General features: G+C 72.1%; 21 protein-coding genes. 14 read left to right on the plus strand and 7 right to left on the minus strand.

Annotation, left to right across the window (positions count from 1 at the left end):
• Positions 1-45: 45 nt before the first annotated feature.
• Entirely contained in the window at positions 46-999 is a 954-nt protein-coding gene (locus AAG827_RS00415) for a M23 family metallopeptidase (protein WP_341923776.1), read from the minus strand.
• A gap of 287 nt (positions 1000-1286) precedes the next feature.
• Between AAG827_RS00415 and AAG827_RS00420 the strand changes: the two genes are divergently transcribed.
• From AAG827_RS00420 to sucD, 3 genes are all read left to right on the plus strand, one after another.
• Positions 1287-1661, plus strand: a complete 375-nt coding sequence (locus tag AAG827_RS00420) for a hypothetical protein (RefSeq protein ID WP_341923777.1) — start codon at positions 1287-1289, stop codon at positions 1659-1661.
• Between the two features lie 150 nt (positions 1662-1811).
• Positions 1812-2972: an ADP-forming succinate--CoA ligase subunit beta gene (gene sucC, locus AAG827_RS00425; RefSeq protein WP_341923778.1), complete on the plus strand. Its 1161-nt coding sequence runs from the start codon at positions 1812-1814 to the stop codon at positions 2970-2972.
• A gap of 10 nt (positions 2973-2982) precedes the next feature.
• The gene (sucD, locus tag AAG827_RS00430; protein ID WP_341923779.1) at positions 2983-3864 is read left to right on the plus strand and encodes a succinate--CoA ligase subunit alpha; all 882 of its coding nucleotides are present in this window, start codon (positions 2983-2985) and stop codon (positions 3862-3864) included.
• Positions 3865-3954: 90 nt separating this feature from the next.
• Here sucD and AAG827_RS00435 read toward each other — a convergent pair whose 3' ends face one another.
• The 3 genes from AAG827_RS00435 to AAG827_RS00445 form a co-directional block, all read right to left on the minus strand.
• Positions 3955-5355 carry a hypothetical protein gene (locus AAG827_RS00435; protein WP_341923780.1) on the minus strand — a complete coding sequence of 467 codons (1401 nt, stop codon included), beginning with the start codon at positions 5353-5355 and terminating at the stop codon, positions 3955-3957.
• Entirely contained in the window at positions 5348-5872 is a 525-nt protein-coding gene (locus tag AAG827_RS00440) for a sigma-70 family RNA polymerase sigma factor (protein WP_341923781.1), read from the minus strand. The genes AAG827_RS00435 and AAG827_RS00440 overlap by 8 nt, the downstream gene beginning before the upstream one ends.
• Positions 5873-5980: 108 nt before the next feature.
• The gene (locus AAG827_RS00445) at positions 5981-7840 is read right to left on the minus strand and encodes a hypothetical protein (protein ID WP_341923782.1); all 1860 of its coding nucleotides are present in this window, start codon (positions 7838-7840) and stop codon (positions 5981-5983) included.
• Positions 7841-7956: 116 nt separating this feature from the next.
• On the opposite strand from AAG827_RS00445, the gene AAG827_RS00450 reads away from it, so the two are divergent.
• From AAG827_RS00450 to AAG827_RS00470, 5 genes are all read left to right on the plus strand, one after another.
• Entirely contained in the window at positions 7957-9237 is a 1281-nt protein-coding gene (locus AAG827_RS00450) for a DUF6350 family protein (RefSeq protein ID WP_341923783.1), read from the plus strand.
• A 10-nt stretch (positions 9238-9247) separates the two neighbouring features.
• The gene (purN, locus tag AAG827_RS00455) at positions 9248-9868 is read left to right on the plus strand and encodes a phosphoribosylglycinamide formyltransferase (RefSeq protein ID WP_341923784.1); all 621 of its coding nucleotides are present in this window, start codon (positions 9248-9250) and stop codon (positions 9866-9868) included.
• Positions 9869-10003: 135 nt separating this feature from the next.
• Positions 10004-11560 (plus strand): bifunctional phosphoribosylaminoimidazolecarboxamide formyltransferase/IMP cyclohydrolase, encoded by a 1557-nt coding sequence (purH, locus tag AAG827_RS00460; protein ID WP_341923785.1) that lies wholly within the window; start codon positions 10004-10006, stop codon positions 11558-11560.
• Between the two features lie 141 nt (positions 11561-11701).
• Positions 11702-12550 (plus strand): bifunctional methylenetetrahydrofolate dehydrogenase/methenyltetrahydrofolate cyclohydrolase, encoded by an 849-nt coding sequence (locus AAG827_RS00465; protein WP_341923786.1) that lies wholly within the window; start codon positions 11702-11704, stop codon positions 12548-12550.
• On the plus strand, positions 12547-12924 hold the full coding sequence (locus AAG827_RS00470) for a DUF3017 domain-containing protein (RefSeq protein WP_341923787.1): 378 nt from the start codon (positions 12547-12549) through the stop codon (positions 12922-12924). The genes AAG827_RS00465 and AAG827_RS00470 overlap by 4 nt, the downstream gene beginning before the upstream one ends.
• Before the next feature lie 78 nt (positions 12925-13002).
• On the opposite strand, the gene AAG827_RS00475 is transcribed toward AAG827_RS00470, so the two are convergent.
• Complete coding sequence (locus AAG827_RS00475; RefSeq protein WP_341923788.1) at positions 13003-13989, minus strand: malate dehydrogenase; 987 nt, start codon at positions 13987-13989, stop codon at positions 13003-13005.
• Between the two features lie 118 nt (positions 13990-14107).
• Here AAG827_RS00475 and AAG827_RS00480 point away from each other — a divergent pair, with 118 nt between their 5' ends.
• Positions 14108-14854: a hypothetical protein gene (locus tag AAG827_RS00480; protein WP_341923789.1), complete on the plus strand. Its 747-nt coding sequence runs from the start codon at positions 14108-14110 to the stop codon at positions 14852-14854.
• A 4-nt stretch (positions 14855-14858) separates the two neighbouring features.
• Here the strand turns inward: AAG827_RS00480 and AAG827_RS00485 are convergent, their stop codons facing one another.
• On the minus strand, positions 14859-15938 hold the full coding sequence (locus AAG827_RS00485) for an MIP family channel protein (protein WP_341923790.1): 1080 nt from the start codon (positions 15936-15938) through the stop codon (positions 14859-14861).
• A gap of 248 nt (positions 15939-16186) precedes the next feature.
• Between AAG827_RS00485 and AAG827_RS00490 the strand changes: the two genes are divergently transcribed.
• The 3 genes from AAG827_RS00490 (at position 16187) to AAG827_RS00500 (ending at position 20199) form a co-directional block, all read left to right on the plus strand.
• Positions 16187-18397 (plus strand): NADP-dependent isocitrate dehydrogenase, encoded by a 2211-nt coding sequence (locus AAG827_RS00490; protein WP_341923791.1) that lies wholly within the window; start codon positions 16187-16189, stop codon positions 18395-18397.
• 80 nt (positions 18398-18477) lie between these two features.
• The gene (locus AAG827_RS00495; RefSeq protein WP_341923792.1) at positions 18478-18885 is read left to right on the plus strand and encodes a hypothetical protein; all 408 of its coding nucleotides are present in this window, start codon (positions 18478-18480) and stop codon (positions 18883-18885) included.
• A 93-nt stretch (positions 18886-18978) separates the two neighbouring features.
• Positions 18979-20199, plus strand: a complete 1221-nt coding sequence (locus AAG827_RS00500; RefSeq protein WP_341923793.1) for an MFS transporter — start codon at positions 18979-18981, stop codon at positions 20197-20199.
• Here AAG827_RS00500 and AAG827_RS00505 read toward each other — a convergent pair.
• On the minus strand, positions 20189-21289 hold the full coding sequence (locus AAG827_RS00505) for a GNAT family N-acetyltransferase (RefSeq protein WP_341923794.1): 1101 nt from the start codon (positions 21287-21289) through the stop codon (positions 20189-20191). The two genes, AAG827_RS00500 and AAG827_RS00505, sit on opposite strands and share 11 nt — an antisense overlap.
• 101 nt (positions 21290-21390) lie before the next feature.
• Here AAG827_RS00505 and trpS point away from each other — a divergent pair, with 101 nt between their 5' ends.
• Both trpS and AAG827_RS00515 read left to right on the plus strand, forming a co-directional pair.
• Positions 21391-22452 (plus strand): tryptophan--tRNA ligase, encoded by a 1062-nt coding sequence (gene trpS, locus AAG827_RS00510; RefSeq protein ID WP_341923795.1) that lies wholly within the window; start codon positions 21391-21393, stop codon positions 22450-22452.
• A gap of 11 nt (positions 22453-22463) precedes the next feature.
• Positions 22464-22982, plus strand: coding sequence for a 2'-5' RNA ligase family protein (locus AAG827_RS00515; RefSeq protein ID WP_341923796.1), 519 nt, complete (start codon positions 22464-22466; stop codon positions 22980-22982).
• Positions 22983-23045 lie beyond the last annotated feature (63 nt).

Genomic DNA, 23045 nt, shown 5'->3' on the forward strand with positions numbered 1-23045 from the left:
CGGAGCGGGAGTCGACACCGGGGAGCCCCGGCGTCGGGTGGTGGGTCAGAAGACCGCGCCGTGGACCAGCATCGCCTGGTAGGGGTCGACCGGGTCGCCGCCACCGGGGCGGACCTCGAGGTGCAGGTGCGAGCCGGTCACGTTGCCGGTCGCGCCGACGGTGCCGATGACCTCGCCGGCCTGGACCACGTCACCCACGGAGACGGCCTGGGTGGTCTGGTGGGCGTACCAGATCTCGGTGCCGTCCTCGAGCGTCACCACGGTCTTGTTGCCGTAGGAGCCGTCGTAGCCGACGAAGGTGACGACACCGTTGGCGACCGACATGATCGGGTCGCCGGTGTTGCCGTTGAAGTCGAGGCCGGTGTGGTAGCTGGCCCAGAGGCCGTACTCGCCGTAGCGGGCGGTCAGCACCACCGGGCTCAGCGGCATCACCCACTGGTTGAGGGCGATCTTGTCGGCCTGCACCTGCGCCTGCTCGGCAAACTGCGCCAGGGCGGCGTTGCGCTGCTTGGCCTGGGCCTCGGCGGCCTCGACCAGCTCGGGGTCGGTGGCCTGGTCGAGGGACTGTCGACGCGAGTCGCGGCTCACGGTCGCCGAGCGCTCCAGCGTGTTGACGCTGCCGGAGCCGCTGGCTCCGCTGAGAGCGCTGGCCGCGCTGAGCTGGGCGGGGGCGTTGTCGGCCAGCTCGGGGCCGGCGGAGCTGATCGTGCCACCGATCGAGACGGCGAGGGTGGCGATGCCGAGCAGGACGGGCGCGGACGGGATGCCCTTGACCAGGGGGCCGCGGCCGCCCGAGTGCTTGACGGCCCTGCGCTTGCCGGCCGTCGTGACACCGGGAGCGGGCCGGTCGGAGCTGTCCACGACGTCGACCAGGATCGACGTCGGCGCGGTCACGGAGACGACGGGGGCGGCGGTCACGGGGGCCGTCGCGATGCGGCGTCCGACGTAGGGCCTGACCTCGCCGTTTGCCGCGTCAGCGCCGCGGGTACCGGTCGTCACCGAGGGTCGGCGTCCTGTGGGGCGTCGATCCGCTCGGTGGTTGCCCATGCGTGGTGTCTCCGCTTTCGTTGGTACGTCGGCTCTGACAGTGGCAAGCGCTCGACCCGTGGGGTCAAGCGCAGGAACAAGAACTGTAACGGATGGGTCACGGGTCCGAAAATCCCGCCCGGGTATCTGTGGACGGTCCAGGCGCAGCCCGGTGGCGTCGTGCGTCGGTCCGCCCGCGGCCGGCGCTGTGGTCCTGGTCACAGGCGGGCGTCGACCCAGGGGTGATCTAGCCTGCCTGCATGATCCGCGTCGTCGTCGTCGAGCACGGGGCGGGCGACCTCGGCAGGGCGCCGGGCCGAGCACTGCGTGACGCCGGGCTCGAGGTCGTCCACGCCGGCCCGCAGGACCGACCGGAGCACGTGGTCGCGTGCGTGGTCCAGGAGGACGCCGAGGTGCTCGTGGTCGCGCTGGAGCCGGGGGAGACCGCGGGGGAGACAGCGGGGGAGACGGCGGGGACGAGGGCGGGGGAGGCGGTCTTCCTCGACGGGCTCCGGACGCAGCTGGAGCGCGCCGGGGCCGGTGACGTGCTGGTCGTGGAGACCCGCGGCGCGGCCGGAGTCGTCGACCGGGTGGCGGCCGCGCTGGGCGCGCGACCACGCGACGTACGCGACTGAGGCTTGTTACCCGTCGGTCGTATGCCCCGCGTCACGTCGTGCTGGTCTCGTCCTGGGCGGCACGACGGGTCTAGGGTGCCGGGGACACCCCAAAGCACGGCGCGCGGCCGTACACGGCTGCCCGCTCAATTATGAGGACACGGTGGATCTGTGGATCTGATGGAATTCCAGGCGAAGGAGCTCTTCGCCAAGCACGACGTCCCGGGTGCCCCCGGCATCGTCGCCACGACGCCTGCCGAGGCTCGCGCCGCGGCTGAGAAGCTCGGTGTGTGCGTGGTCAAGGCCCAGGTCAAGGCCGGCGGTCGCGGCAAGGCCGGTGGCGTCAAGCTCGCCAAGACCCCCGACGAGGCCGAGGAGCACGCCACCGCGATCCTCGGCATGGAGATCAAGGGCCTCACCGTCCACCGCGTGCTGATCGCGCCGGCGGCCAGCATCCTCGAGGAGTACTACTTCTCCTTCCTGCTGGACCGCGCCAACCGCCAGTACCTCTGCATCGCCAGCATCGAGGGTGGTGTCGAGATCGAGGAGGTCGCGAAGACCAACCCCGACGCCGTCAAGCAGATCCCGATCAACGCCGGCACCGGCGTCGACGAGGCCAAGGCTCGCGAGATCGTCGCCGAGGCCGGCTTCCCCGAGGTGCTGGTCGAGCAGGCCGTCACCCTGGTGCTCAACCTGTGGAAGGTCTTCGTCGAGGAGGACGCCACCCTGGTCGAGGTCAACCCCCTCGCCCGGCTCGAGGGCGACACCCTCGAGGCACTCGACGGCAAGGTCTCCCTCGACGAGAACGCCGAGTTCCGTCACGAGGACCACGCGCAGTTCGAGGACAAGGACGCCGCCGACCCGCTCGAGGCCAAGGCGAAGGCCAAGGGCCTCAACTACGTCAAGCTCGACGGCGCCGTCGGCATCATCGGCAACGGCGCCGGACTGGTCATGTCGACGCTCGACGTCGTCGCCTACGCCGGTGAGGCGCACGGCGGCGTGAAGCCCGCCAACTTCCTGGACATCGGCGGCGGCGCCAACGCGCAGGTCATGGCCGACGGCCTCGACGTCATCCTCAACGACGCCCAGGTGAAGAGCGTGTTCGTCAACGTCTTCGGTGGCATCACCGCCTGCGACGAGGTCGCCAACGGCATCAAGGGTGCCCTGGAGATCCTCGGCGCCGAGGCCACCAAGCCGCTCGTCGTCCGCCTCGACGGGAACAACGTGGAGGAGGGCCGTCGGATCCTCGACGAGCTCAACCACCCGCTGGTCACCCAGGTCGACACCATGGACGGAGCGGCCGACAAGGCCGCCGAGCTCGCGAACGCGTAAGGACGAAGACATGTCTATCTACCTCAACAAGGACTCCAAGATCATCGTCCAGGGCATGACGGGCGGCATGGGCTCCAAGCACACCACCCTGATGGTCCAGGCCGGATCCAACATCGTCGGCGGCGTCAACGCCCGCAAGGCCGGCACGTCGGTCGAGCTGGCCGGCAAGGATCTCCCGGTCTTCGGCAACGTCGCCGAGGCCATGAAGGAGACCGGCGCCGACGTGTCGGTCGTCTTCGTGCCGCCGGCGTTCACCAAGGACGCCTGCATCGAGGCCATCGACGCCGGCATCGGCCTGCTCGTGGTCATCACCGAGGGCGTGCCCGTGCAGGACACGGCCGAGGTCTGGGCCTACCTGGACGGCAAGTCCACCCGGATGATCGGTCCCAACTGCCCCGGCATCATCACGCCCGGCGAGTCGCTGGCCGGCATCACGCCCCACACCATCGCGGGCACCGGCCCGGTCGGTCTGGTGTCGAAGTCCGGCACGCTGACCTACCAGATGATGTACGAGCTGCGGGACTTCGGCTTCTCGACCGCCATCGGCATCGGCGGCGACCCGATCGTCGGCACCACCCACATCGACGCCCTCGCGGCGTTCGAGGCGGACCCCGACACCAAGGCGATCGTGATGATCGGCGAGATCGGCGGCGACGCCGAGGAGCGGGCGGCGGCCTACATCAAGGACAACGTCACCAAGCCGGTCGTCGGCTACGTCGCGGGCTTCACCGCCCCCGAGGGCAAGACGATGGGCCACGCCGGCGCGATCGTGTCCGGCTCGTCCGGCACCGCGCAGGCCAAGAAGGAGGCCCTCGAGGCCGTCGGCGTCAAGGTCGGCAAGACGCCGTCCGAGACCGCCCAGCTGATGCGGGACATCCTGCAGAGCATGTGATCCACCGACGCCCCTGAGGCGTCACGCACCACGGCCCGCCCGGTCTGACCGGGCGGGCCGTGCTGTCTCGTCGTACGACGGGCGGCAGCGTCAGCAGCCGGCCTCCGTGAAGGCGCACATCGCGGCGACCACCTCGGCGGCCGCGGCGGTCTGGGACGCGAGCTGCTCCTCGGCGCCCTCGGCCATGCCCTCGCCGCTGGTGACGTCGACCAGCACCGCCGACCCGACCCGGACCACGTGCAGGACCTCCAGCCCGATGGCGGGGGAGCCCTGGAACTCGAAGGTGCGCACGACCGCCCAGGACTCACCGCCCACCGCGGTGCGGCGGACGTCGTTGAGCGAGACGTAGCCGTCAGAGCCGGGGTCGCGGGGGCAGGACCGGTAGCTCTGCAGGAAGTTCCCCTGGTAGGCGATCGCGGCCTCGGCGTCCTCGAAGGCCAGCAGCACCCGGGACCGGTAGTCCTCCGGGTTGGCCCACCGCGCGGCGAGCCGGTCGATCGACGGCGCGGTCGGCAGGCCGGACCCGCACACGTCCACCCCCTCGGGGACCTCGACGTCCTCGCCCGGCCCGGTCAGCCCGTTGTCGGGACCCGGCTCGCTGTCGGTCGGGAAGCCCGCGGCGAGGGGGAAGCCGGCCGGGATGACGTCGCTGCTCGGCGGCTCGCTCGACGGGGCCTCGCTCGAGGCCGTCTCGCCGCCGCAGGAGCTCGCGAAGACGCACATCTGGTCGACGATCGGGTCGATGTCGTCGGCATACTGCGCCCGCACCGGCTCGAGCGCCGTCGGGTCCCACTCGCCGGAGCCGGAGGTGACCAGCAGTGCGTTGCCGATCCGGACGAGCTGGATGATCTCGGCGCCGGGCCCGACCGAGCCGTCGGTCTCGTAGGTGGCGGAGACGACCGAGGAGTCCTCCCCGGCGTAGCCCCGCGTCACCTCGTGCAGCGTCGCGCTGCCGGGGGCGGACTCCTCCCGGGGGCAGCCGATGGCGGCGTCGACGAGGTTGTCGAGGACGCGGGCGGCGCCCTCGACGTCGGGGTAGAGGACCAGCTCGCGGGTGTCGGATCGCTCCGGTCCCGACGACGCCACGGAGATCGAGTCCGAGCGGCCGTCGTCCTGCAACGGCTGCCCTGCGTCGCAGAAGCCGAGCTCGGACAGACCGACCCCGCCGTGGGCCTGGGCGATCGGCTCGCCCGAGTCGTCGGGGGGCATGTTGACCGTGAGGTCGATCGTGTCGAGCGGCGAGCTGCCGGTCTGGGTGGTCGTGACCGAGGGGGTCGGGTTGGCGGGGTCGATCGAGCGGGCGTCCCGGTCGTCGCCGATCACGGCCCCGCCCGTGGCGACGACGGCGACCGCGGCGGCGGCGGCGAGCGCGATGCCCGTCGTACGACGACGGCGGTGGCGGTCGCCGAGGCGGCGCACCTCGGCGGCGGGGAGGGGGTTGATGGAGCCTCCGGGGTCGAAGTTCTCGAGGGCGTCGATGGGGTCACGCATGGCTTGCTCCCTCCTGGAGTCCGCTGTGGGGTGGGTCGTGGGGCTGGTCCGAGAGCAGCGCGGCGAGCGCTGTGCGACCGCGGCTGAGCCGGGCCTTGATGGTGCCTTCGGGCACACCCACCTCGGCGGCGACGGCGTGCACCGGCAGGTCGGCGATGTGGTGGAGCACCAGGGCCTGCCGCTGCGCCTGCGGCAGCTGGCGCAGCGCCTCGACGAGGGCGACGTGTGTCTCGTCGATGGCGGCTGCGACCCCGGCCTGCCCGACCGCGCGGTCAGGCGCGCGCCGGCCCCTCGTCGTGCGGCGCCACCGGCTCACCGCGAGCCGGTAGGCCGTGGTGCGCACCCAGGCCTCCGGGTGCTGCGCCTTCTCGAGCCGGCGCCGGTGCGCCCAGGCCCGCACGAAGGCCTCCTGCACGCACTCCTGTGCCTCGTCCCGGTCGCCGATCATCGCGGTGAGCTGGTGCGTGACCCGGCTGAAGGAGGCGGTGTAGAAGTCGTCGAACTCCCGTTCGTCCATCGACTCGTCCCGTCTGTCGTGGTGCGTGGTTGTCAGGAGGGATACGCAGCGACTGGCTCCACGGTTGCACGATGGCCCCGGAATCCTCCGGAGCAGACGGCGGGGACCTCAGGGGCGGGGCAGGCGGGCGAGGCGCTGGAGCGCGCGCTCGGCGACGGCCCCGAAGGTCCCGTCGGCCAGGGTGGCCTTGCCGTCGGGGACGAAGGTCAGCTGGGCGACCGACGTGCCGTTGCGCAGGATCGCCATCGAGTAGCTCACCGACTCGTTGTCGGAGATCTCGGTCGTGAGGTCCCAGACGGTGAGGTCGGTGCCGGCCTCGTCGACGTGCGAGACCCGCACGACGTCGGTGCCGAGGTCCTTGTCGGAGCAGTCCGCGAGGCGGGTGCGGATCTGCTCGACGAACTTCACCGCGCGCTTCTGGGGCAGCGAGGCGACGGTCTCGGTGATGCCGAAGCGCACGGGCAGGCGCGCCTCGGGGATCACGAAGGTGCGGGTCAGGTTGTTGGTGAAGGGCTTGCCCTCGAACCGGCCCTGGAAGCTCGCGTCGTCGCAGCGGGTCGCGGCCACGTTGGTCGTGGCCCGACGGGGCTCGGTGCCGACCCAGGGTCGCTCCACGCCCGTCACCGGCGGCAGGTCCAGCTCGCTGAGCATCGCCGGCGCGGCGCCGACGGGCAGCGGGTCGGCGTCGGCGAGGCGGGGCGCACCGGCGCACCTCCCGCCGTCGGGCAGCGTGCAGAGACCGTCGACCGCGTCGGCGAGCAGCCCGGCCGCGCCGTCGACGTCGGGCCGCGCCTCGTCACGCACGGTGGTGATGGTCGTGGTGACGTAGGAGCCGCTGCGGGCGATCCCCACGCTCATCGTCTGCACCGGGGCGTCGAAGCTGCGCAGCGTCATGAGCATCGCCTGGTCACCCACGAAGCCGACCGTGCGGGTGCCGAGGAGCTGCACGCGCTCGACCAGGCACGCGCCGTACCACTCGAGCGCGGTGCCGTAGGCCCGGCGGGCGGCCCGGGGGCTCGCGGACTCCTCGGTGAGCTGCAGGACGGTCGTCTGGGGCTTGCGGGGGGCGGGAGCCGCGGCGAAGGTGCGCACGAGCGCCGCGGTCCCTCGCGGGTCGGCGTAACGCGACTGCTGGCAGGGCGCGACCAGGCCGCTGCCCTCGGAGTTGTCGCCCGTGCGACGGATCGTCCAGGTGCGCGCCGGCGAGCTGCGCCGCACCTGGGCCTCGGTGAGGAGCGTGGACTCGTCGAGCACGACCTCCGGCGTCGCCTCGGTGGATCGGCCGCCGGAGGGGGAGGAGGATGAGGAGGTCGGGCTGCCCGTGAAGTCGAGGTCGGGGCGCACCCCGGTCACGTCGGTCACCAGCGTCCCGGCGACGAGGAAGGCGGCGACCGCGCCGACGACCCCCACGGTGGTGTGCGTGCGACGCCGCGCGGCACCCGCGCGCCGCACGATCGGCGCGCGCGGGAATCGCACGGCGCTGGTGATCTGTGCCAGGCCCTGGAGCTGGATCGGGATCTCGGCGGCCGCGACGTCGCGGGCCAGCGCGAACTGGGAGGCCGCCGTCTGGAGCTCACGCTCGGCGTCCTCGAGGGGCAGACCGACCTCGCGCGCCATCTGCGGCATCGTCACCGTGGCCAGCTGCGTGAGCAGCAGGACCTTGCGCTGGGTCACGGTCAGCGTCGCCAGCGCGTCGAGGGTCGCCCTGACTTCGGCGTCGATGCCGCTCTCCTTGTGCCACAGCCGGGCCGTGTGCCGGCGCTGGGCGTGCCGCCAGGCGTGCGGCCGCACCGAGGACTCGGGGTCGTCGAGCCGCGAGACCTTGCGCCAGTGGTGCCAGGCGACGATGAAGGAGTCACGGACCGCGCTGCGGGCCGCCGTCAGGTCCCCCGTCAGGGCATAGGTCTGCAGCAGCAGCCGCTCACCTGCGTCGCGGTAGAACGCGTCGAACTCCTGGGGGTCCCTCATGGCCGCTCCACGGTAGTCGAGACGCTGCGGCGACCCCAAAGCCCGCGGGCGCGTCCCGAGTCACACCGGCGTGGGAGCGCCGAGGGTCCCGGAGGTCGCGTGAAGATGGGACGGCCATGACTTCACTCCTCCCACCGTCGGCCCCGGCGCGGAGTCGCTCGGCGGCCGAGGTCTCCCGTGACCTGACCGCCCGACGTCCGCTGGTCCTGCTCGCCACCTTCGCCGGCGTGGTGGCCGCGACCAGCACCTTGGTGGTCTGCCTCGCGGTGGGCGTCGTCGGCTGGTTCCTCACCGACGCCGGAGCCCACGGCACCCCGCGCGACGGGCTGCGCACCGGCGCCCTCGGCTGGTTGATGGCCCACGGCTCGGGCGTGACCGTGCAGGGCGTCGCCGTCACCGTCGTGCCCCTCGGCGTCACGGCGCTGTGCGCCTGGGCGCTGTGGCGGGTCGGTCACGGCCTCGGCGAGGCGGTCTCGGGCCACGGGCCCGACGCCGACCGGATCGCCGATGGCGAGCGCGACCTCACGGTGCCGCTCGCAGCCGGCCTGTTCACCACCGCCTACGTCGTCGTCGCGGTGCTGACCGCGAGCCTGGCCGGCACGACCGCCACCGCTCCCGACACCGGCCGGGTGGTGCTCTGGTCGCTCGTCCTGGCCGGGGGCCTGGGCGGCTCGGCCATCGCGATCGGCTCCGGCCGGGCCGCGATCTGGGCGTCCTTCGTGCCCTCGTCGCTGCGAGCCGGCCTGACCGCCTGCCGACGCATCCTCCTCGCCTGGCTCGCGGTGACCTTCCTGACCTTTGTGGTCGCCCTGCTCGTCGACGGCAGCACCGCGATCAACGTGATGTCCCAGCTCCACACCGATGCGGGCGACGCCACCCTCTTCACCGCGCTCAGCGCCACGGTGGTGCCCAACGCGGCCGTGTTCTCCGGCGCCTACCTGCTCGGCCCCGGATTCACGGTGGGCGTCGGCACCCTGGTGAGCCCCGCCGCCGTCCTGCTCGGACCGCTGCCGATGTTCCCCCTGCTGGCCGCCCTGCCCGACGCCGGGCCGACGGCCGCGTGGGCCGGCCTGCTCGTGGCCGTGCCGTTCCTCGTCGCCGCCTGGGGTGCCGTCCGCGCGCAGCGGCTCAACCCGACGCTGCGCTGGGAGGAGGGAGCGGCGCGCGGCTGCATCGGTGGGGTCCTCGCCGGTGTCGTCTTCGGCCTGCTGGCCTCGGTGGCCGGCGGCGCCGTCGGCCCCGGCCGGATGCGCGACGTCGGCCCCCTGGTCGTCGATGTGCTGCTCCACGCGATCACGGCCTTCGGCATCGGCGGCCTGGTCGGCGGCCTGGTCATCACCTGGTGGCAGCGCCGGGCCTCCCGGACCGACGAGACGCTCGAAGGCGCAGGCTCCTAGACTCCGGTCCGTGCCAGCGACCCGTCCCGCCCGCCTCGTCGTGCTCGTGTCCGGCTCCGGCACCAACCTGCAGGCCCTGCTCGACGCCTGCACCGACCCGTCGTACGGCGCCTCGGTGGTCGCGGTCGGCGCGGACCGCGACGGCATCGAGGGCCTCGCGCGCGCCGACGCCGCGGGCGTCCCGACCTTCGTCAAGCGGGTCCAGGACTTCACGACCCGGGAGCACTGGGACCGGGCCATGGCCGAGACCGTGGCCAACTTCGAGCCCGACCTGCTGGTGCTCGCGGGCTTCATGAAGCTCGTGGGCGAGGAGTTCCACAGCCGCTTCGGCGGCCGGATCGTCAACACCCACCCGGCCCTGTCGCCGTCGTTCCCCGGGATGCACGGACCGGCCGACGCGCTGGAGCACGGCGTCAAGGTCAGCGGGTGCACCCTCTTCGTCGTCGACGACGGCGTCGACACCGGGCCGATCGTGGCCCAGCGCGCGGTGCCGGTCGAGGACGACGACACGACCGCGACGCTGCACGACCGGATCAAGGTGGCCGAGCGCGAGATGCTCGTCGACGCGGTCGGGCGGATGGCCCGCGAGGGCGTCACGATCACCGGGCGGAAGGTCCGGTTCGGTCGTTGACCCCCGGTGCGCCCTATGCTGGGACCACACGACTGGCGCAGGTGGGTGGACCACCAGGGAGTGCCCCGTTCCGGGGATCGGCGAGAGCATCGAACGCCTGGGTGCCCTCATCACCACCGATGAGGAGACCCCACCATGACTGACCAGATCCCGATCCGCCGCGCGCTCGTCTCGGTCTTCGACAAGACCGGGCTCGAGGAGCTCGTCCGTGGCCTGCACGACGCGGGCGTCGCGCTCGTCTCGACCGGCGGCTCCGCGGCGCTCATCGAGGGCCTCGGCCTGCCCGTGACCAAGGTCGAGGACCTCACGGGCTTCCCCGAGTGCCTCGACGGCCGCGTCAAGACGCTGCACCCGCGGGTCCACGCCGGCATCCTGGCCGACCGCCGCCTCGACTCCCACGTCCAGCAGCTCGCCGAGCTCGAGGTCGAGCCGTTCGACCTGGTGGTCTGCAACCTCTACCCGTTCGTGAAGACGGTCGCCTCCGGAGCCGGCCCCGACGACTGCGTCGAGCAGATCGACATCGGCGGCCCCTCCATGGTCCGCGCCGCCGCCAAGAACCACCCGTCGGTCGGCATCGTCACCTCGCCGGCCCGCTACACCGACGTCCTCGCCGCGGTCGCGGCCGGCGGCTTCACCTACGAGCAGCGCAAGGCGCTCGCCGCGGAGGCCTTCGTGCACACGGCCTCCTACGACGTGGCCGTCGCGTCCTGGATGGGCAACGTGCTCACCGACACCTCCGAGGGCCAGGGCTTCCCGGCCTGGGCCGGCGCGACCTGGGACAAGGCCGCCGTGCTGCGCTACGGCGAGAACCCGCACCAGCCTGCTGCCCTCTACGTCAACGCCGTCGGCACCGGGCTGGCCCAGGCCACCCAGCTGCACGGCAAGGAGATGTCCTACAACAACTACCTCGATGCCGACGCCGCCCGTCGTGCTGCCTACGGCTTCGACGAGCCGACGGTGGCGATCATCAAGCACGCCAACCCGTGCGGCATCGCGGTCGGTGCCGACGTGGCCGACGCCCACCGCAAGGCGCATGCCTGCGACCCCGTGTCGGCCTTCGGTGGCGTCATCGCCACCAACGTGCCGGTGTCCGTCGAGATGGCCCGCCAGGTCGCCGAGGTCTTCACCGAGGTCGTCGTCGCCCCGGGCTACGAGGACGGAGCCGTCGAGGTCCTGGCCGCGAAGAAGAACATCCGTCTCCTCGAGTGCGGGCCCCTGGGCCGCGGCGAGGTCGAGATGCGCGCGATCTCCGGTGGACTGCTGATGCAGCAGCGCGACTACGTCGACGCCGAGGGTGACGACCCGACCACCTGGACGCTGGCCACGGGCGAGGCCGCCTCCGCCGACCTCCTCGCCGACCTCGCCTTCGCGTGGAAGGCCTGCCGCTCGGTCAAGTCCAACGCGATCCTCCTCGCCAAGGACGGCGCCTCGGTCGGGGTCGGCATGGGCCAGGTCAACCGCGTCGACTCCTGCAAGCTCGCGGTGGAGCGGGCGGGCGAGCGCTCCCGCGGCGCGGTCGCCGCCTCCGACGCGTTCTTCCCCTTCGAGGACGGCCCGCAGATCCTCATCGACGCCGGTGTGGCCGCGATCGTGCAGCCGGGTGGCTCGGTGCGTGACGAGCTCACGATCGAGGCGGCCAAGGCCGCCGGCGTGACCATGTACTTCACCGGCACCCGCCACTTCTTCCACTGATCGCGACGGCGCAGCCGGTGCGATCGTCGGTGGTCGAGCAGCGACCGCGACCGAGGCACGAGGTCGCGACGGAGCGTGTCGAGACCCGGTGACGTGCGCGCCGACCTCCACCCCTGACCTCCCGATGCAAGGATGTGACAGATGACAGCACAGCGACTGGACGGCTCGGCCACCCTCAAGGTGATCAAGGCCGAGCTCACCGCACGCGTCCGCGTGCTCAACGAGCAGGGCGTCTTCCCGGGCCTCGGGACGGTGCTCGTGGGCGACGACCCGGGCTCCCACTGGTACGTCGGCGCCAAGCACAAGGACTGCGCCGAGATCGGGATCGAGTCGATCCGCCGTGACCTGCCCGCGACGGCGACCCAGGCCGAGGTGGAGGCGGTGATCGACGAGCTCAACGCCGACCCCGCCTGCACCGGCTTCCTGGTGCAGCAGCCCACCGGGCTCGACGAGTTCGCCCTGCTCTCACGCGTCGACCCCGACAAGGACGTCGACGGCCTGCACCCCACCAACCTCGGCAAGCTGGTGCTGGGGGAGCAGGGGCCGCTGCCGTGCACCCCGATCGGGTGCATCGAGCTGCTGCGGCGCCACGGCGTCGAGCTCAACGGGGCCGAGGTCGTCGTGGTCGGTCGCGGGCTCACCGTCGGGCGGCCGCTCGGGCTGCTGCTCACCCGGCGCTCCGAGAACGCCACGACCACCCTGTGCCACACCGGCACCCGCGACCTCGCCGCCCACGTGCGCACCGCTGACGTGGTCGTCGCGGCCGCCGGGGTCCCCGGCATCATCACGGCCGCGATGGTCAAGCCGGGTGCAGCCGTCCTCGACGTGGGGGTCTCCCGGGTCGACGGCAAGATCGCCGGTGACGTCGCCGACGACGTGTGGGACGTCGCAGGCTGGGTCTCGCCCAACCCCGGTGGGGTCGGTCCCATGACCCGGGCGATGCTGCTCTCCAACATCGTGGCCACCGCCGAGAAGTCCCTCGGGCTGTGACCGACAGCGCGCTCCCGGACGACCGGCTCCCCGAGGAGCCGGTCCACGCGGGCGCGCCCGAGACCGAGGAGCAGGTCGACGAGCAGGCGACCGTCGAGCGTCGTTACCCCTCCACCATCGGCGGCGCGTTCTACCTCGGGGTGCTCATCACCAGCTCGATCGGCTTCGCGATCGTCCTGGGGGGCAACTGGCGCCTGGGCATCCGGTGGCTCGCTTCGTCGCTGCTGGCGGCGGCCGCCCTGCGGCTGGTCCTGCCGGAGCGTGACGCCGGCATGCTCGCCGTGCGCCACCGGCTCGTGGACGTCGGTCTCCTCGCCGGGGTCGGCGGGCTGCTGATCTTCCTCGCCGAGACCATCCCCGACCAGCCGCTCTGAGCGCAGCTCACGCCAACGCCGACGACCCGCCCCGAGCCAGGCTCGGAGCGGGTCGTCGTACGTCGGGACGAGGGCTGGTCAGATCAGACCGAGCTCCGTGACAGCCGCGCGCTCGTCGGCGAGCTCGGCCGTGGAGGCGTCGATGCGACCGCGGGAGAAGTCGTCGATCTCGAGGCCCTGGACGATCTCCCAGTCGCCGTCCTTGGTGGTGACGGGGAAGGAGGAGATGAGGCCCTCGGGGACGCCGTAGGAGCCGTCGGAGACGACCGCCATGGAGACCCAGTCGTCGGCGGCGGAGCCGAGCAGCCAGTCGCGGGCGGCGTCGACGGTGGCGGACGCGGCGGAGGCGGCCGAGGACGAGCCACGGGCCTCGATGATCGCGGCGCCGCGCTTGGCGACGGTGGGGATGAAGTCGTTCTCGATCCAGGCCTGGTCGCCCACGACCTCGGCGGCGTTCCGGCCGCCGACCTCGGCGTGGAAGAGGTCGGGGTACTGGGTGGCGGAGTGGTTGCCCCAGATGGTCATCTTCTTGATGTCGGTGACCGAGGCGCCCGTCTTTGCCGCGAGCTGCGAGATCGCGCGGTTGTGGTCGAGGCGGGTCAGCGCCGAGAAGCGCTCACGCGGGATGTCGGGGGCGTTGGTCATCGCGATGAGGGCGTTGGTGTTGGCCGGGTTGCCGGTCACGCCGATGCGGACGTCGTCGGCGGCGACGGCGTTGAGGGCCTTGCCCTGCGCGGTGAAGATCGCGCCATTGGCCGAGAGCAGGTCGCCGCGCTCCATGCCGGGACCGCGCGGGCGCGCGCCGACGAGGAGGGCGAGGTTGACGCCGTCGAAGATCTTCTCGGCGTCGTCGCCGATCTCGACACCGGCCAGGCCGGGGAAGGCGCAGTCGTCGAGCTCCATGACGACGCCCTCGAGGGCCTTGAGGGCGGGCGTGATCTCGAGCAGGCGCAGCTCGATGGGCCGGTCTCCGAGCAGCGAGCCGCTCGCGAGGCGGAAGAGCAGGCTGTAGCCGATCTGGCCGGCGGCACCGGTGACGGCGACCTTCAACGGGGTTGTGCTCACGGGGTACTCCTCAAGGCAGGAACGGGGCGTGACAGACGGTGGGTGGATCCCGGCCGACGCTAGCAGCGCGCAGGCGCCCCGGATGACCGGGGTCGTGGGCGTGGGAGACGATGGCGCCATGACCCACCACGCTCCCCGCGTCGTACGACGAGCGGTCACGGCGGTCGCCCTGCTCGCCCTGGGCGCGGGTTGCGGCACGGCCTCGGACCCGAGCCCACCCGCGGGCGTGGACGAGCTGACGGTGCCGACGCCGAGCCCGGACCCGGACGACTACGTCGACGGGGTCGACAACCCGTGGCTGCCGTTGACCCCCGGAGCACGGTGGGCCTACGAGGTCACGGGCGGACCCGGGGGAGGAGTCGTCGTGACGGTGGCCGACGCGCCGGTCACCGTCGCGGGGGTCAGTGCGACCGCGGTCGAGACCGTCGCGACCTTCACAGCGCCGGGGCCCGGCGAGGTGGACGTCGACGGCTGGATGACCACGCCGACCACCGACTACTACGCCCAGGACACCCGCGGCAACGTGTGGTGGCTGGGCCGGGAGGGAGACTGGGAGGCCGGCGTGGACGGCGCCGAGGCCGGCATCGCGATGCTCGCCACCCCGCGCGTCGGCGACGGCTATCGCGAGGCCCTGGTGCCGGGCGGCGACGGCCTCACCGCCGAGGTCGCGGCCCTGGACGGGACCGCGGACACCGTGCTGGGGGAGCTCGACGACATGGTCGTGATCGACGTCAGCACCCCCGACGGCCTGGTGCAGCGCGGCTTCTACGCACGAGGCGCCGGCCTGGTCCACCGAGAGACCCTGACCGGCGCCTCGGACGAGACGCTCGAGCTGTCGGCCACGACGATCGAGGCCGACAGCTGACGCGCTAGTGCCCCTCGGGCGGCCGGATCTGGGTCTGGCCGCCCCCCTGGTCAGTGGAGGGCCACTGGGCCTGGGGTGCCTGCTGCTGGGCCGGGATCCACTGCTGGGCCTGGGGGTCCCACTGCCAGCCGTCCTGGATGATCGGCTGCTCGCCCCATCCGGACTGCGCGGCCTGGCCACCCTGGGCCGCCTGCGGCGTCTGCTGCGCGGTCGGCGTCGGCATCGAGGTCTGCGTGGCCTGGGCCGGAGCCTGGGTGGCGGGCGGGTAGGCGGGGTTCTGCTGGTTCCACTGCTGCTGGTACTGGTCGGGCATGCCGTAGCCGGGGACGGCGGCAGCAGCGGGGCGGGAGCCGAAGCTGAAGCCCGAGCCGGGGACCGGGTCGGAGGCGCGACCGAAGACCGCGGGGTAGAGGAAGCCACCGGCGAGACCGCCGAGGAGCGGCGCGAGGATGAAGACCCACAGCTGGATCAGCGGGTCGGGGCCGCTGAAGGCCGCGGCGCCGATCGAGCGAGCGGGGTTGACCGAGGTGCCGGTGGCGTTGATCGCGACGAAGTGGATGGCCGTCAGCGTCAGGCCGATGACCAGGGGGGCCATGGCCGGGTGCTCGTTGCGCTCGTCGGTGACGGCGAGGATGACGAAGACGAAGATGGCGGTCAGGACGAGCTCGATCAGCAGGGCCGCCCAGAGGGCGTAGCCGGTGCCGTCGTCGCCCCACCCGTTGGCGCCGATGGAGTCGTCGAAGGCCGAGAACCCGTCGACGCCCAGGAGCAGGACGAGCAGGACGCCGCCGCCCAGCAGGCCGCCGAGGACCTGGGCCCCCATGTAGAGGCCGGCCTGGCTCCACGGCAGCCGGCCGCCGATGATGGCGCCGAGCGTGACCGCGGGGTTGAAGTGTCCGCCCGAGACGCGGCCCACGGCGTAGGCCATGAGCATCACGGCGAGGCCGAAGGCGAGCCCGGTGGCGACCAGGTCGACACCGGTGAAGACGGCCGTGCCGCAGCCGAAGAGCACCAGGACGAAGGTACCGATCACCTCGGCGCTGAACTTCTGGGCCGTGGTGGGTGGGGTGGGAGTTTCAGTCATGGGCGTGCCTTCCCCTGGGACGAGTGGTGCGAAACCTCGGGACGCGAGCACTCTAGACCTGACGCAGGCTCCCGGGGAGGCAGCCACGACGACGCGACCACCGTCCGCCACCACCCGTCGTACGCCTCCGTTGCCGCACCGCGGCCCGGGGTGCGAGGCTGGCCGGGTCGGACCTCGACCGTGCGGTCAGGTATCTTGACGTCAAGGAACTTTTCGTCCACTCGCCACCGTTTCAGGAGCCGCAGGACATGGCCAAGATCATCTACACCCACACCGACGAGGCGCCGCTGCTCGCGACGTACTCCTTCCTCCCGATCATCGCGGCCTACGCCGCGAAGGCCGGCGTGGAGGTCGAGACGCGCGACATCTCCCTCGCCGGGCGCATCCTCGCGCAGTTCCCGGACCGCCTGACCGACGAGAAGCGCGTCGACGACGCCCTCGCCGAGCTCGGCGACCTGGCCAAGACGCCCGAGGCCAACATCATCAAGCTGCCCAACGTCTCCGCCTCCGTGCCGCAGCTCAAGGCCGCGATCAAGGAGCTGCAGGACAAGGGCTACGACATCCCGGACTTCCCCGAGACCGCGGACACCGACGAGGACAAGGCCGCCCGCGCCGCCTACGACAAGGTCAAGGGCTCCGCGGTCAACCCGGTCCTGCGCGAGGGCAACTCCGACCGCCGCGCGCCGCTGTCGGTCAAGAACTACGCCAAGGCGCACCCGCACCGCATGGGCGCCTGGGTCCCCGAGTCCAAGACCAACGTCGCGACCATGGACCAGGGCGACTTCTTCTCCAACGAGAAAAGCGTCGTGATCCCGGCCGACGACACGCTGCGCATCGAGCACGTCGGCACCGACGGCGCCGTCACCGTGCTCAAGGAGTCGATCCCGGTCCTGGCCGGCGAGGTCGTCGACGGCACCTTCATGAGCGTCGCGGCCCTGCGCCGCTTCCTCACCGAGCAGATCGCCCGCGCCAAGGCCGAGGACGTCCTCTTCTCGGTCCACCTCAAGGCCACGATGATGAAGGTCTCCGACCCGATCATCTTCGGCCACGTGGTGCAGGCGTTCTTCCCGACGCTCTTCGAGCAGTACGGCGAGCAGCTGGCCGCCGCGGGCATCTCGCCCAACGACGGCCTCGGTGCCCTGCTCGACGCGGTCGCGCAGCTCCCCGACGGCGACGCCATCAAGGCCGCCATCGACCAGGGCCTGGCCGACGGCCCGACCATGGCGATGGTGGACTCCGACAAGGGCATCACCAACCTGCACGTGCCCTCCGACGTCATCATCGACGCCTCGATGCCCGCCATGATCCGCACGTCGGGCCACATGTGGGGCCCCGACGGCGAGGAGGCCGACACCCTCGCGGTGATCCCGGACTCCTCCTACGCCGGCGTCTACCAGACGACCATCGACGACTGCCGCGCCCACGGCGCCTTCGACCCGGCCACCATGGGCTCGGTCCCCAACGTCGGCCTGATGGCCAAGGCGGCCGAGGAGTACGGCTCGCACGACAAGACCTTCGAGGTGCCGGCCGCCGGCACCGTGCGGGTCGTCAACAGCGCCGGTGAGGCGCTGATCGAGCACACGGTCGAGCCCGGTGACATCTGGCGCGCGTGCCAGACCAAGGACGCCCCGATCCGCGACTGGGTCAAGCTCGCCGTCACGCGTGCCCGCGCCACCGGCGTGCCCGCGATCTTCTGGCTCGACGAGGCCCGCGCCCACGACGCCAACCTGATCGCCAAGATCGCCGACTACCTCCCCGAGCACGACACCGAGGGCCTCACGATCGAGATCATGAAGCCGGCCGACGCGACGGCCTACTCCCTCGAGCGGATCCGCAAGGGCAAGGACACCATCTCGGTGACCGGCAACGTCCTGCGCGACTACAACACCGACCTGTTCCCGATCCTCGAGCTCGGCACGTCGGCCAAGATGCTGTCGGTGGTCCCGCTGATGAACGGCGGCGGCCTCTTCGAGACCGGCGCCGGCGGCTCGGCCCCCAAGCACGTGCAGCAGCTGGTCAAGGAGAACTACCTGCGCTGGGACAGCCTCGGTGAGTTCTTCGCGCTCGCCGCGAGCCTCGACCACCTCGCCGACTTCGCGGACAACAAGGGCGCCAAGGTCCTCGCCGCCACGCTCGACAAGGCGACCGAGACCTTCCTCAACGAGGACAAGTCGCCCACCCGTCGCATCGGTGGCATCGACAACCGCGGCTCGCACTTCTTCCTGGCGCTCTACTGGGCCCAGGAGATCGCCGCGCAGACCGAGGACGCCGACCTCGCGGCCGTCTTCAAGCCCTTCGCCGAGTCGCTGGCCGCTGACGCCGAGAAGATCGTCGGTGAGCTCAACGGCGTCCAGGGCCACCCCGCCGACATCGGTGGCTACTACCAGCCCGACGACGCCAAGGCGGAGGCCGTGATGCGCCCCTCGACGACGCTCAACGAGGCGCTCGCCGCGTTCTGACCCGCACCACCCCTCGCCGAGTCGGCGCGATGTTGCAGCCAGGTCTGTGACATTGCGCCGACTCGGCTAGCGTCTGGCGCATGAAGCTCTTCGCCGCCGGTGCCGCCCTGCTCCTCTCCGTGACTCTCGTGGGCTGCTCCGACGTGGAGGACCTCGCCCGCGACACCGCCAGCGACGCGGCGTGCTCCGTGGCGCGCACGGCGATGGACGAGGCCAGCGACCAGGCCAAGCAGGCCGTCGAGGAGCTCAACGCCGACCCGCAGGCCGCGCGCCGTGAGCTGACTGCCCTGCGGGACTCGTTGAAGGCCCTCGAGGGACGCGTCGACGGCGAGACCGGCGGCAAGATCACGCAGGCCCGCGAGGCGCTCGACAAGCTCGTCGCGCAGGCCGACGCTGCCCGTGAGGGCACCCCGGTCGACGACCAGGCCGTGGCCGACGCCGAGGCCGACCTCGACACCGCGGTCGAGGAGTTCGGCAACCTCTGCTGAGCCCGGCCCGCACGGAGTCGTGCCGCACGTCACCGGCCTGATCAGCCCTGAGGAATAGGAGCACGCGGGCCGGCGGTTGGAGGATGGGTGACGATGTCGACGACCCTCGGGACCACCTCGCCCACGCCCACGCGGGCCCCGCACTTCGCCCTGGCCGTGCTGGCGCTGGCGATGGGCGGCTTCGCCATCGGCACGACCGAGTTCGTGACGATGGGCCTGATCCGCGAGATCGCCGGCGGCGTCGACGTCTCCATCCCCACGGCCGGCCACGTGATCTCCGCCTACGCCCTCGGCGTCGTGGTGGGCGCGCCGGTCCTCGCGTTCTTCGGTGCCAAGTGGCCGCGCCGGGGACTGCTCGTCGCCCTCATGGCGGCGTACGCCGTGTTCAACGCGCTCAGCGCGCTGGCGACGAGCTTCGAGCTGCTCGCCCTGGCCCGGTTCTTCGACGGTCTCCCGCACGGGGCCTACTTCGGCGTGGCGTCCCTGGTCGCGGCCAGCCTCGCGCCGCCGGAGCGCAAGGGACGCGCGGTCGCGATGGTCATGCTCGGCCTGTCGGTCGCCAACGTCGTGGGCGTGCCGGCCACCACCTGGCTGGGCCAGCACCTCGGGTGGCGCGCCGCGTTCTGGGCGGTCTCCATCCTCGCCCTGGTGACGGTCGCGATGATCCTGGCCTTCGTGCCGTCGATCCCCGGCGACAGCGAGGCGACCGGCCGTCGCGAGCTCGCGGCCTTCTCCAAGCCGCAGGTCTGGCTCACGCTGCTCGTGGGCGCGGTCGGCTTCGGCGGCATGTTCGCCGTCTTCTCCTACATCGCGCCGACCGTCACCGAGCTCGGCGGTCTCGGCGACGGCGCCGTGCCGGTCTTCCTGCTGGTCTTCGGCCTCGGGATGGTCGCCGGCACCTGGCTGGCCGGCGAGCTCGCCGACTGGTCGATCATGCGCTCCCTGCTGGGCTCCTCGGTCGGCATGGGCGTGCTGCTCGTGCTGTTCTTCTTCGCGGCTCCCCACGGCTGGCTGCTGCTGCCCGTGGCCTTCGGCATCACGACGCTCGGGTCGGTGCTGGTCGTCAACCTCCAGCTCCGGCTGATGGACGTCGCCGGCGACGCCCAGACCCTGGGCGCCGCGATGAACCACGCCGCGCTCAACGTCGCCAACGCGCTCGGCGCCTGGCTCGGTGGCCTGGTGATCGCCGCCGGCTACGGCTACCGCGCGCCGGCCCTCGTCGGGGTGGGCCTCTCGGTGGCCGGCTTCGTCGTGCTCGTCGTCTCGGCCCGTGCCCAGCTCCGCAGCAACCGCCGCGAGACGGTCAGCGCGTGAGCGGCGGCACCTCGGCGGCCAGCGCGTCGTAGAGCGCCATGTCGGCGCGGCCGTCCCGCAGCTGGATCCCGAGACGCTCGACGCCGTACTGGCGCAGGCCGTTGGCCTCGATCACCCGTCGTGAGGCCGTGTTGTCGACGGCGGCGTAGGCCGTGACCCGCGCGACGCCCAGCTCCGCCACGACGTGCCGGGTGACCACCCCCATGGCCCGGGTCATCAGGCCCCGCCCGCGGGCGTCCGGGTGGGTCCAGTAGCCGATCTCGCAGTCGACGCCGGCGGTGTGGTTGAACCACCCGATCGTCGCGAGCAGGACGTCGTCGTCGGGTGCGGTGACCGCCCAGGTGACACCGGTGGCCTCCGCGAGCTGCTGGGTGCGGGTCTCGACGTAGGCGAGCGCGTCGTCCACGGTGTAGGGGCTCGGGAGCTGGCCCAGCCAGTGCTGGGTCCGGGCCTCGGAGCACGCCTCCTGGATGCGCGCCGCGTCGGTGGCGACGATCGGGCGCAGCCGCACGCCGTCCTCGACGAGCACGGGGCAGTCGAGCCACGGGGACCGCGGCTCCCGGGCGTCCTCGCGCAGCAACGTCCCGACCCACGACGGATGGGACTCGCCGCGGTGCGTCACCCACCGGCGCACGGCGCCCTCGACCTCGATGCCGACCTTCCAGGCCAGCTTGCGCGAGGCCCAGTTGCCCTGGCGCGTCCACCAGACCACTGTCGTGAGGTCGCGCTCGGTGAAGCCCCAGTCGAGCAGCAGCCGCACCGCGCGCTCGAGGTGACCGGTGCCGCGCGCCCACGGGTGCGCGCCGTAGGCGATCTCGGCGCGCCGGTGGCCCTCGTTGCGCAGCGAGACGGTGCCCGCGAAGCGGCCCTCGGCCTCGACCGCGAAGGCCCACTCGGTGTCGGAGAGCCACCCGACGGGGCAGACCTCGCTGACGTAGGCGTCGGCGTCCGCCCGGGCGTAGGGCACCGGCACGGCCGTCCACTGCTGCGAGAGCGGGTCCAGGCACTGCTCCACGACCCCCGAGGCGTCCTCGGGGGTGTGGGCCCGGAGGGTGACGACGCCGTCGGTGAGGGTGGGAGCTAGCGACATGGGAGCACCCTGCCAACCGGCGCGGTGCCGGGCAAACCGTTAACCCTCCGGTCATCGCCCCCGATGTCGGTCAGGGCCCTCACCCTGACAGAATGCGTGACATGTCCGCTCCGACCACCGACCCGCAGGTCGAGGTCCCCTCGGCGGTGTCGGGTGGCGCCCGCCCCCGCGTGCTCTCGGGGATCCAGCCCACAGCCGACTCCTTCCACTTCGGCAACTACCTCGGTGCCCTGCGTCAGTGGGTCGACCTCCAGCGCGACCACCAGCCGTTCTTCTTCATCGCCGACCAGCACGCGATCACCGTCGAGCAGGACCCCAAGGTGCTGCGTGAGCGCACCCTGCGGGCCGCCGCCCAGCTGCTCGCGATGGGCATCGACCCGACTCGCTCGGCGATCTTCGTCCAGAGCCAGGTCCCCGCGCACGCCCAGCTGGGGTGGGTGCTCAACTGCCTGACCGGCTTCGGCGAGGCGCGCCGGATGACGCAGTTCAAGGACAAGTCGTCCAAGCAGGGGGAGGGCGCCGCCTCGGTCGGCCTCTTCACCTACCCGATCCTCCAGGCCGCCGACATCCTGCTCTACCGGCCGCACTACGTCCCCGTCGGCGAGGACCAGCGCCAGCACCTCGAGCTGACCCGTGACCTGGCGCAGCGGTTCAACCACCGCTACAAGAAGACCTTCCGGCTCCCCGAGCCCTACATCCTCAAGGCCACCGCCAAGATCGGCGACCTGCAGAACCCCACGGCCAAGATGTCCAAGTCGGCCTCCTCGCCGGCCGGGATCATCGAGATGCTCGACGAGCCCAAGGTCAGCGCCAAGAAGATCCGCTCGGCGGTCACCGACTCCGACGCCGAGATCCGCTTCGACCCCGAGACCAAGCCCGGGGTCAGCAACCTGCTCACGATCTTCTCCGCGCTCACCGGACACGCGCCGACCGCGATCCAGGAGCAGTACGCCGGCAAGGGCTACGGCGACCTCAAGGGCGATCTCGCCGACGTCGTGGTCGACTTCGTGACGCCGTTCCGCGAGCGCACCCTGGAGCTGCTCGACGACCAGGCCCACCTCACCGAGGTCCTGCGCCAGGGCGCGGAGCAGGCCGGCGCGGTCGCCGAGGCGACCCTGCGCGACGTCTACCAGCGCGTCGGCTTCGTCGCGGCCGCCCGCTAGAGTCGCGAGCGATGCCGACAATCGGAGTGGCCGTAGCCATCCCGGAGCCCTGGGCCACCGAGCTGCAGGACTACCGGACGGCTGTCGGCGACACCACGGCGACGATGATCCCGACCCACATCACCCTGGTCCCGCCCTCGCAGATCGCCGACGGCACCGTCGAGGAGATCGAGACCCACCTCGAGCAGGCGGCCCACCAGGTCGGGGCCTTCGGGGTCCACCTGCGCGGGACCGGCACCTTCCGCCCGGTCTCACCGGTGGTGTTCGTGACCCTGGTCGAGGGCATCTCCCAGTGCGAGCAGCTCGCGGAGGCGGTCCGCAGCGGACCGCTGAGGACCGACCTCGAGTTCCCCTACCACCCGCACGTGACCGTTGCGCACCACCTCGACGACGAGCGCCTCGACCAGGCGTTCGCCGAGCTGGCGGACTTCGAGTGCGAGTTCCCCGTGACGTCCTTCCACCTCTACGTCCACGACGATCAGCAGGGGTGGCAACCGACCCGCGACTTCCCGCTGCGCCCGGCAGACTGAGCCCGACCCCCCCGGCGTCCATCCCCGACCGACCCCTCGGCCCTCTCTCGGCAGGTGACCTCC

Origin of the sequence: Nocardioides psychrotolerans, assembly GCF_943371775.1 — a bacterium.
GTDB classification, from domain to species: domain Bacteria; phylum Actinomycetota; class Actinomycetes; order Propionibacteriales; family Nocardioidaceae; genus Nocardioides; species Nocardioides psychrotolerans_A.

What these genes read in the sequence shown, in the direction of transcription:
- AAG827_RS00420 (WP_341923777.1), top strand. Translation starts at nt 1,287, where the DNA reads ATGATCCGCGTCGTCGTCGTCGAGCACGGGGCGGGCGACCTCGGCAGG.
- sucD (WP_341923779.1), top strand. Translation starts at nt 2,983, where the DNA reads ATGTCTATCTACCTCAACAAGGACTCCAAGATCATCGTCCAGGGCATG.
- AAG827_RS00435 (WP_341923780.1), bottom strand. Translation starts at nt 5,355, where the DNA reads ATGCGTGACCCCATCGACGCCCTCGAGAACTTCGACCCCGGAGGCTCC.
- AAG827_RS00440 (WP_341923781.1), bottom strand. Translation starts at nt 5,872, where the DNA reads ATGGACGAACGGGAGTTCGACGACTTCTACACCGCCTCCTTCAGCCGG.
- AAG827_RS00445 (WP_341923782.1), bottom strand. Translation starts at nt 7,840, where the DNA reads ATGAGGGACCCCCAGGAGTTCGACGCGTTCTACCGCGACGCAGGTGAG.
- AAG827_RS00450 (WP_341923783.1), top strand. Translation starts at nt 7,957, where the DNA reads ATGACTTCACTCCTCCCACCGTCGGCCCCGGCGCGGAGTCGCTCGGCG.
- purH (WP_341923785.1), top strand. Translation starts at nt 10,004, where the DNA reads ATGACTGACCAGATCCCGATCCGCCGCGCGCTCGTCTCGGTCTTCGAC.
- AAG827_RS00465 (WP_341923786.1), top strand. Translation starts at nt 11,702, where the DNA reads ATGACAGCACAGCGACTGGACGGCTCGGCCACCCTCAAGGTGATCAAG.
- AAG827_RS00480 (WP_341923789.1), top strand. Translation starts at nt 14,108, where the DNA reads ATGACCCACCACGCTCCCCGCGTCGTACGACGAGCGGTCACGGCGGTC.
- AAG827_RS00485 (WP_341923790.1), bottom strand. Translation starts at nt 15,938, where the DNA reads ATGACTGAAACTCCCACCCCACCCACCACGGCCCAGAAGTTCAGCGCC.
- AAG827_RS00490 (WP_341923791.1), top strand. Translation starts at nt 16,187, where the DNA reads ATGGCCAAGATCATCTACACCCACACCGACGAGGCGCCGCTGCTCGCG.
- AAG827_RS00495 (WP_341923792.1), top strand. Translation starts at nt 18,478, where the DNA reads ATGAAGCTCTTCGCCGCCGGTGCCGCCCTGCTCCTCTCCGTGACTCTC.
- AAG827_RS00500 (WP_341923793.1), top strand. Translation starts at nt 18,979, where the DNA reads ATGTCGACGACCCTCGGGACCACCTCGCCCACGCCCACGCGGGCCCCG.
- AAG827_RS00505 (WP_341923794.1), bottom strand. Translation starts at nt 21,289, where the DNA reads ATGTCGCTAGCTCCCACCCTCACCGACGGCGTCGTCACCCTCCGGGCC.
- trpS (WP_341923795.1), top strand. Translation starts at nt 21,391, where the DNA reads ATGTCCGCTCCGACCACCGACCCGCAGGTCGAGGTCCCCTCGGCGGTG.
- AAG827_RS00515 (WP_341923796.1), top strand. Translation starts at nt 22,464, where the DNA reads ATGCCGACAATCGGAGTGGCCGTAGCCATCCCGGAGCCCTGGGCCACC.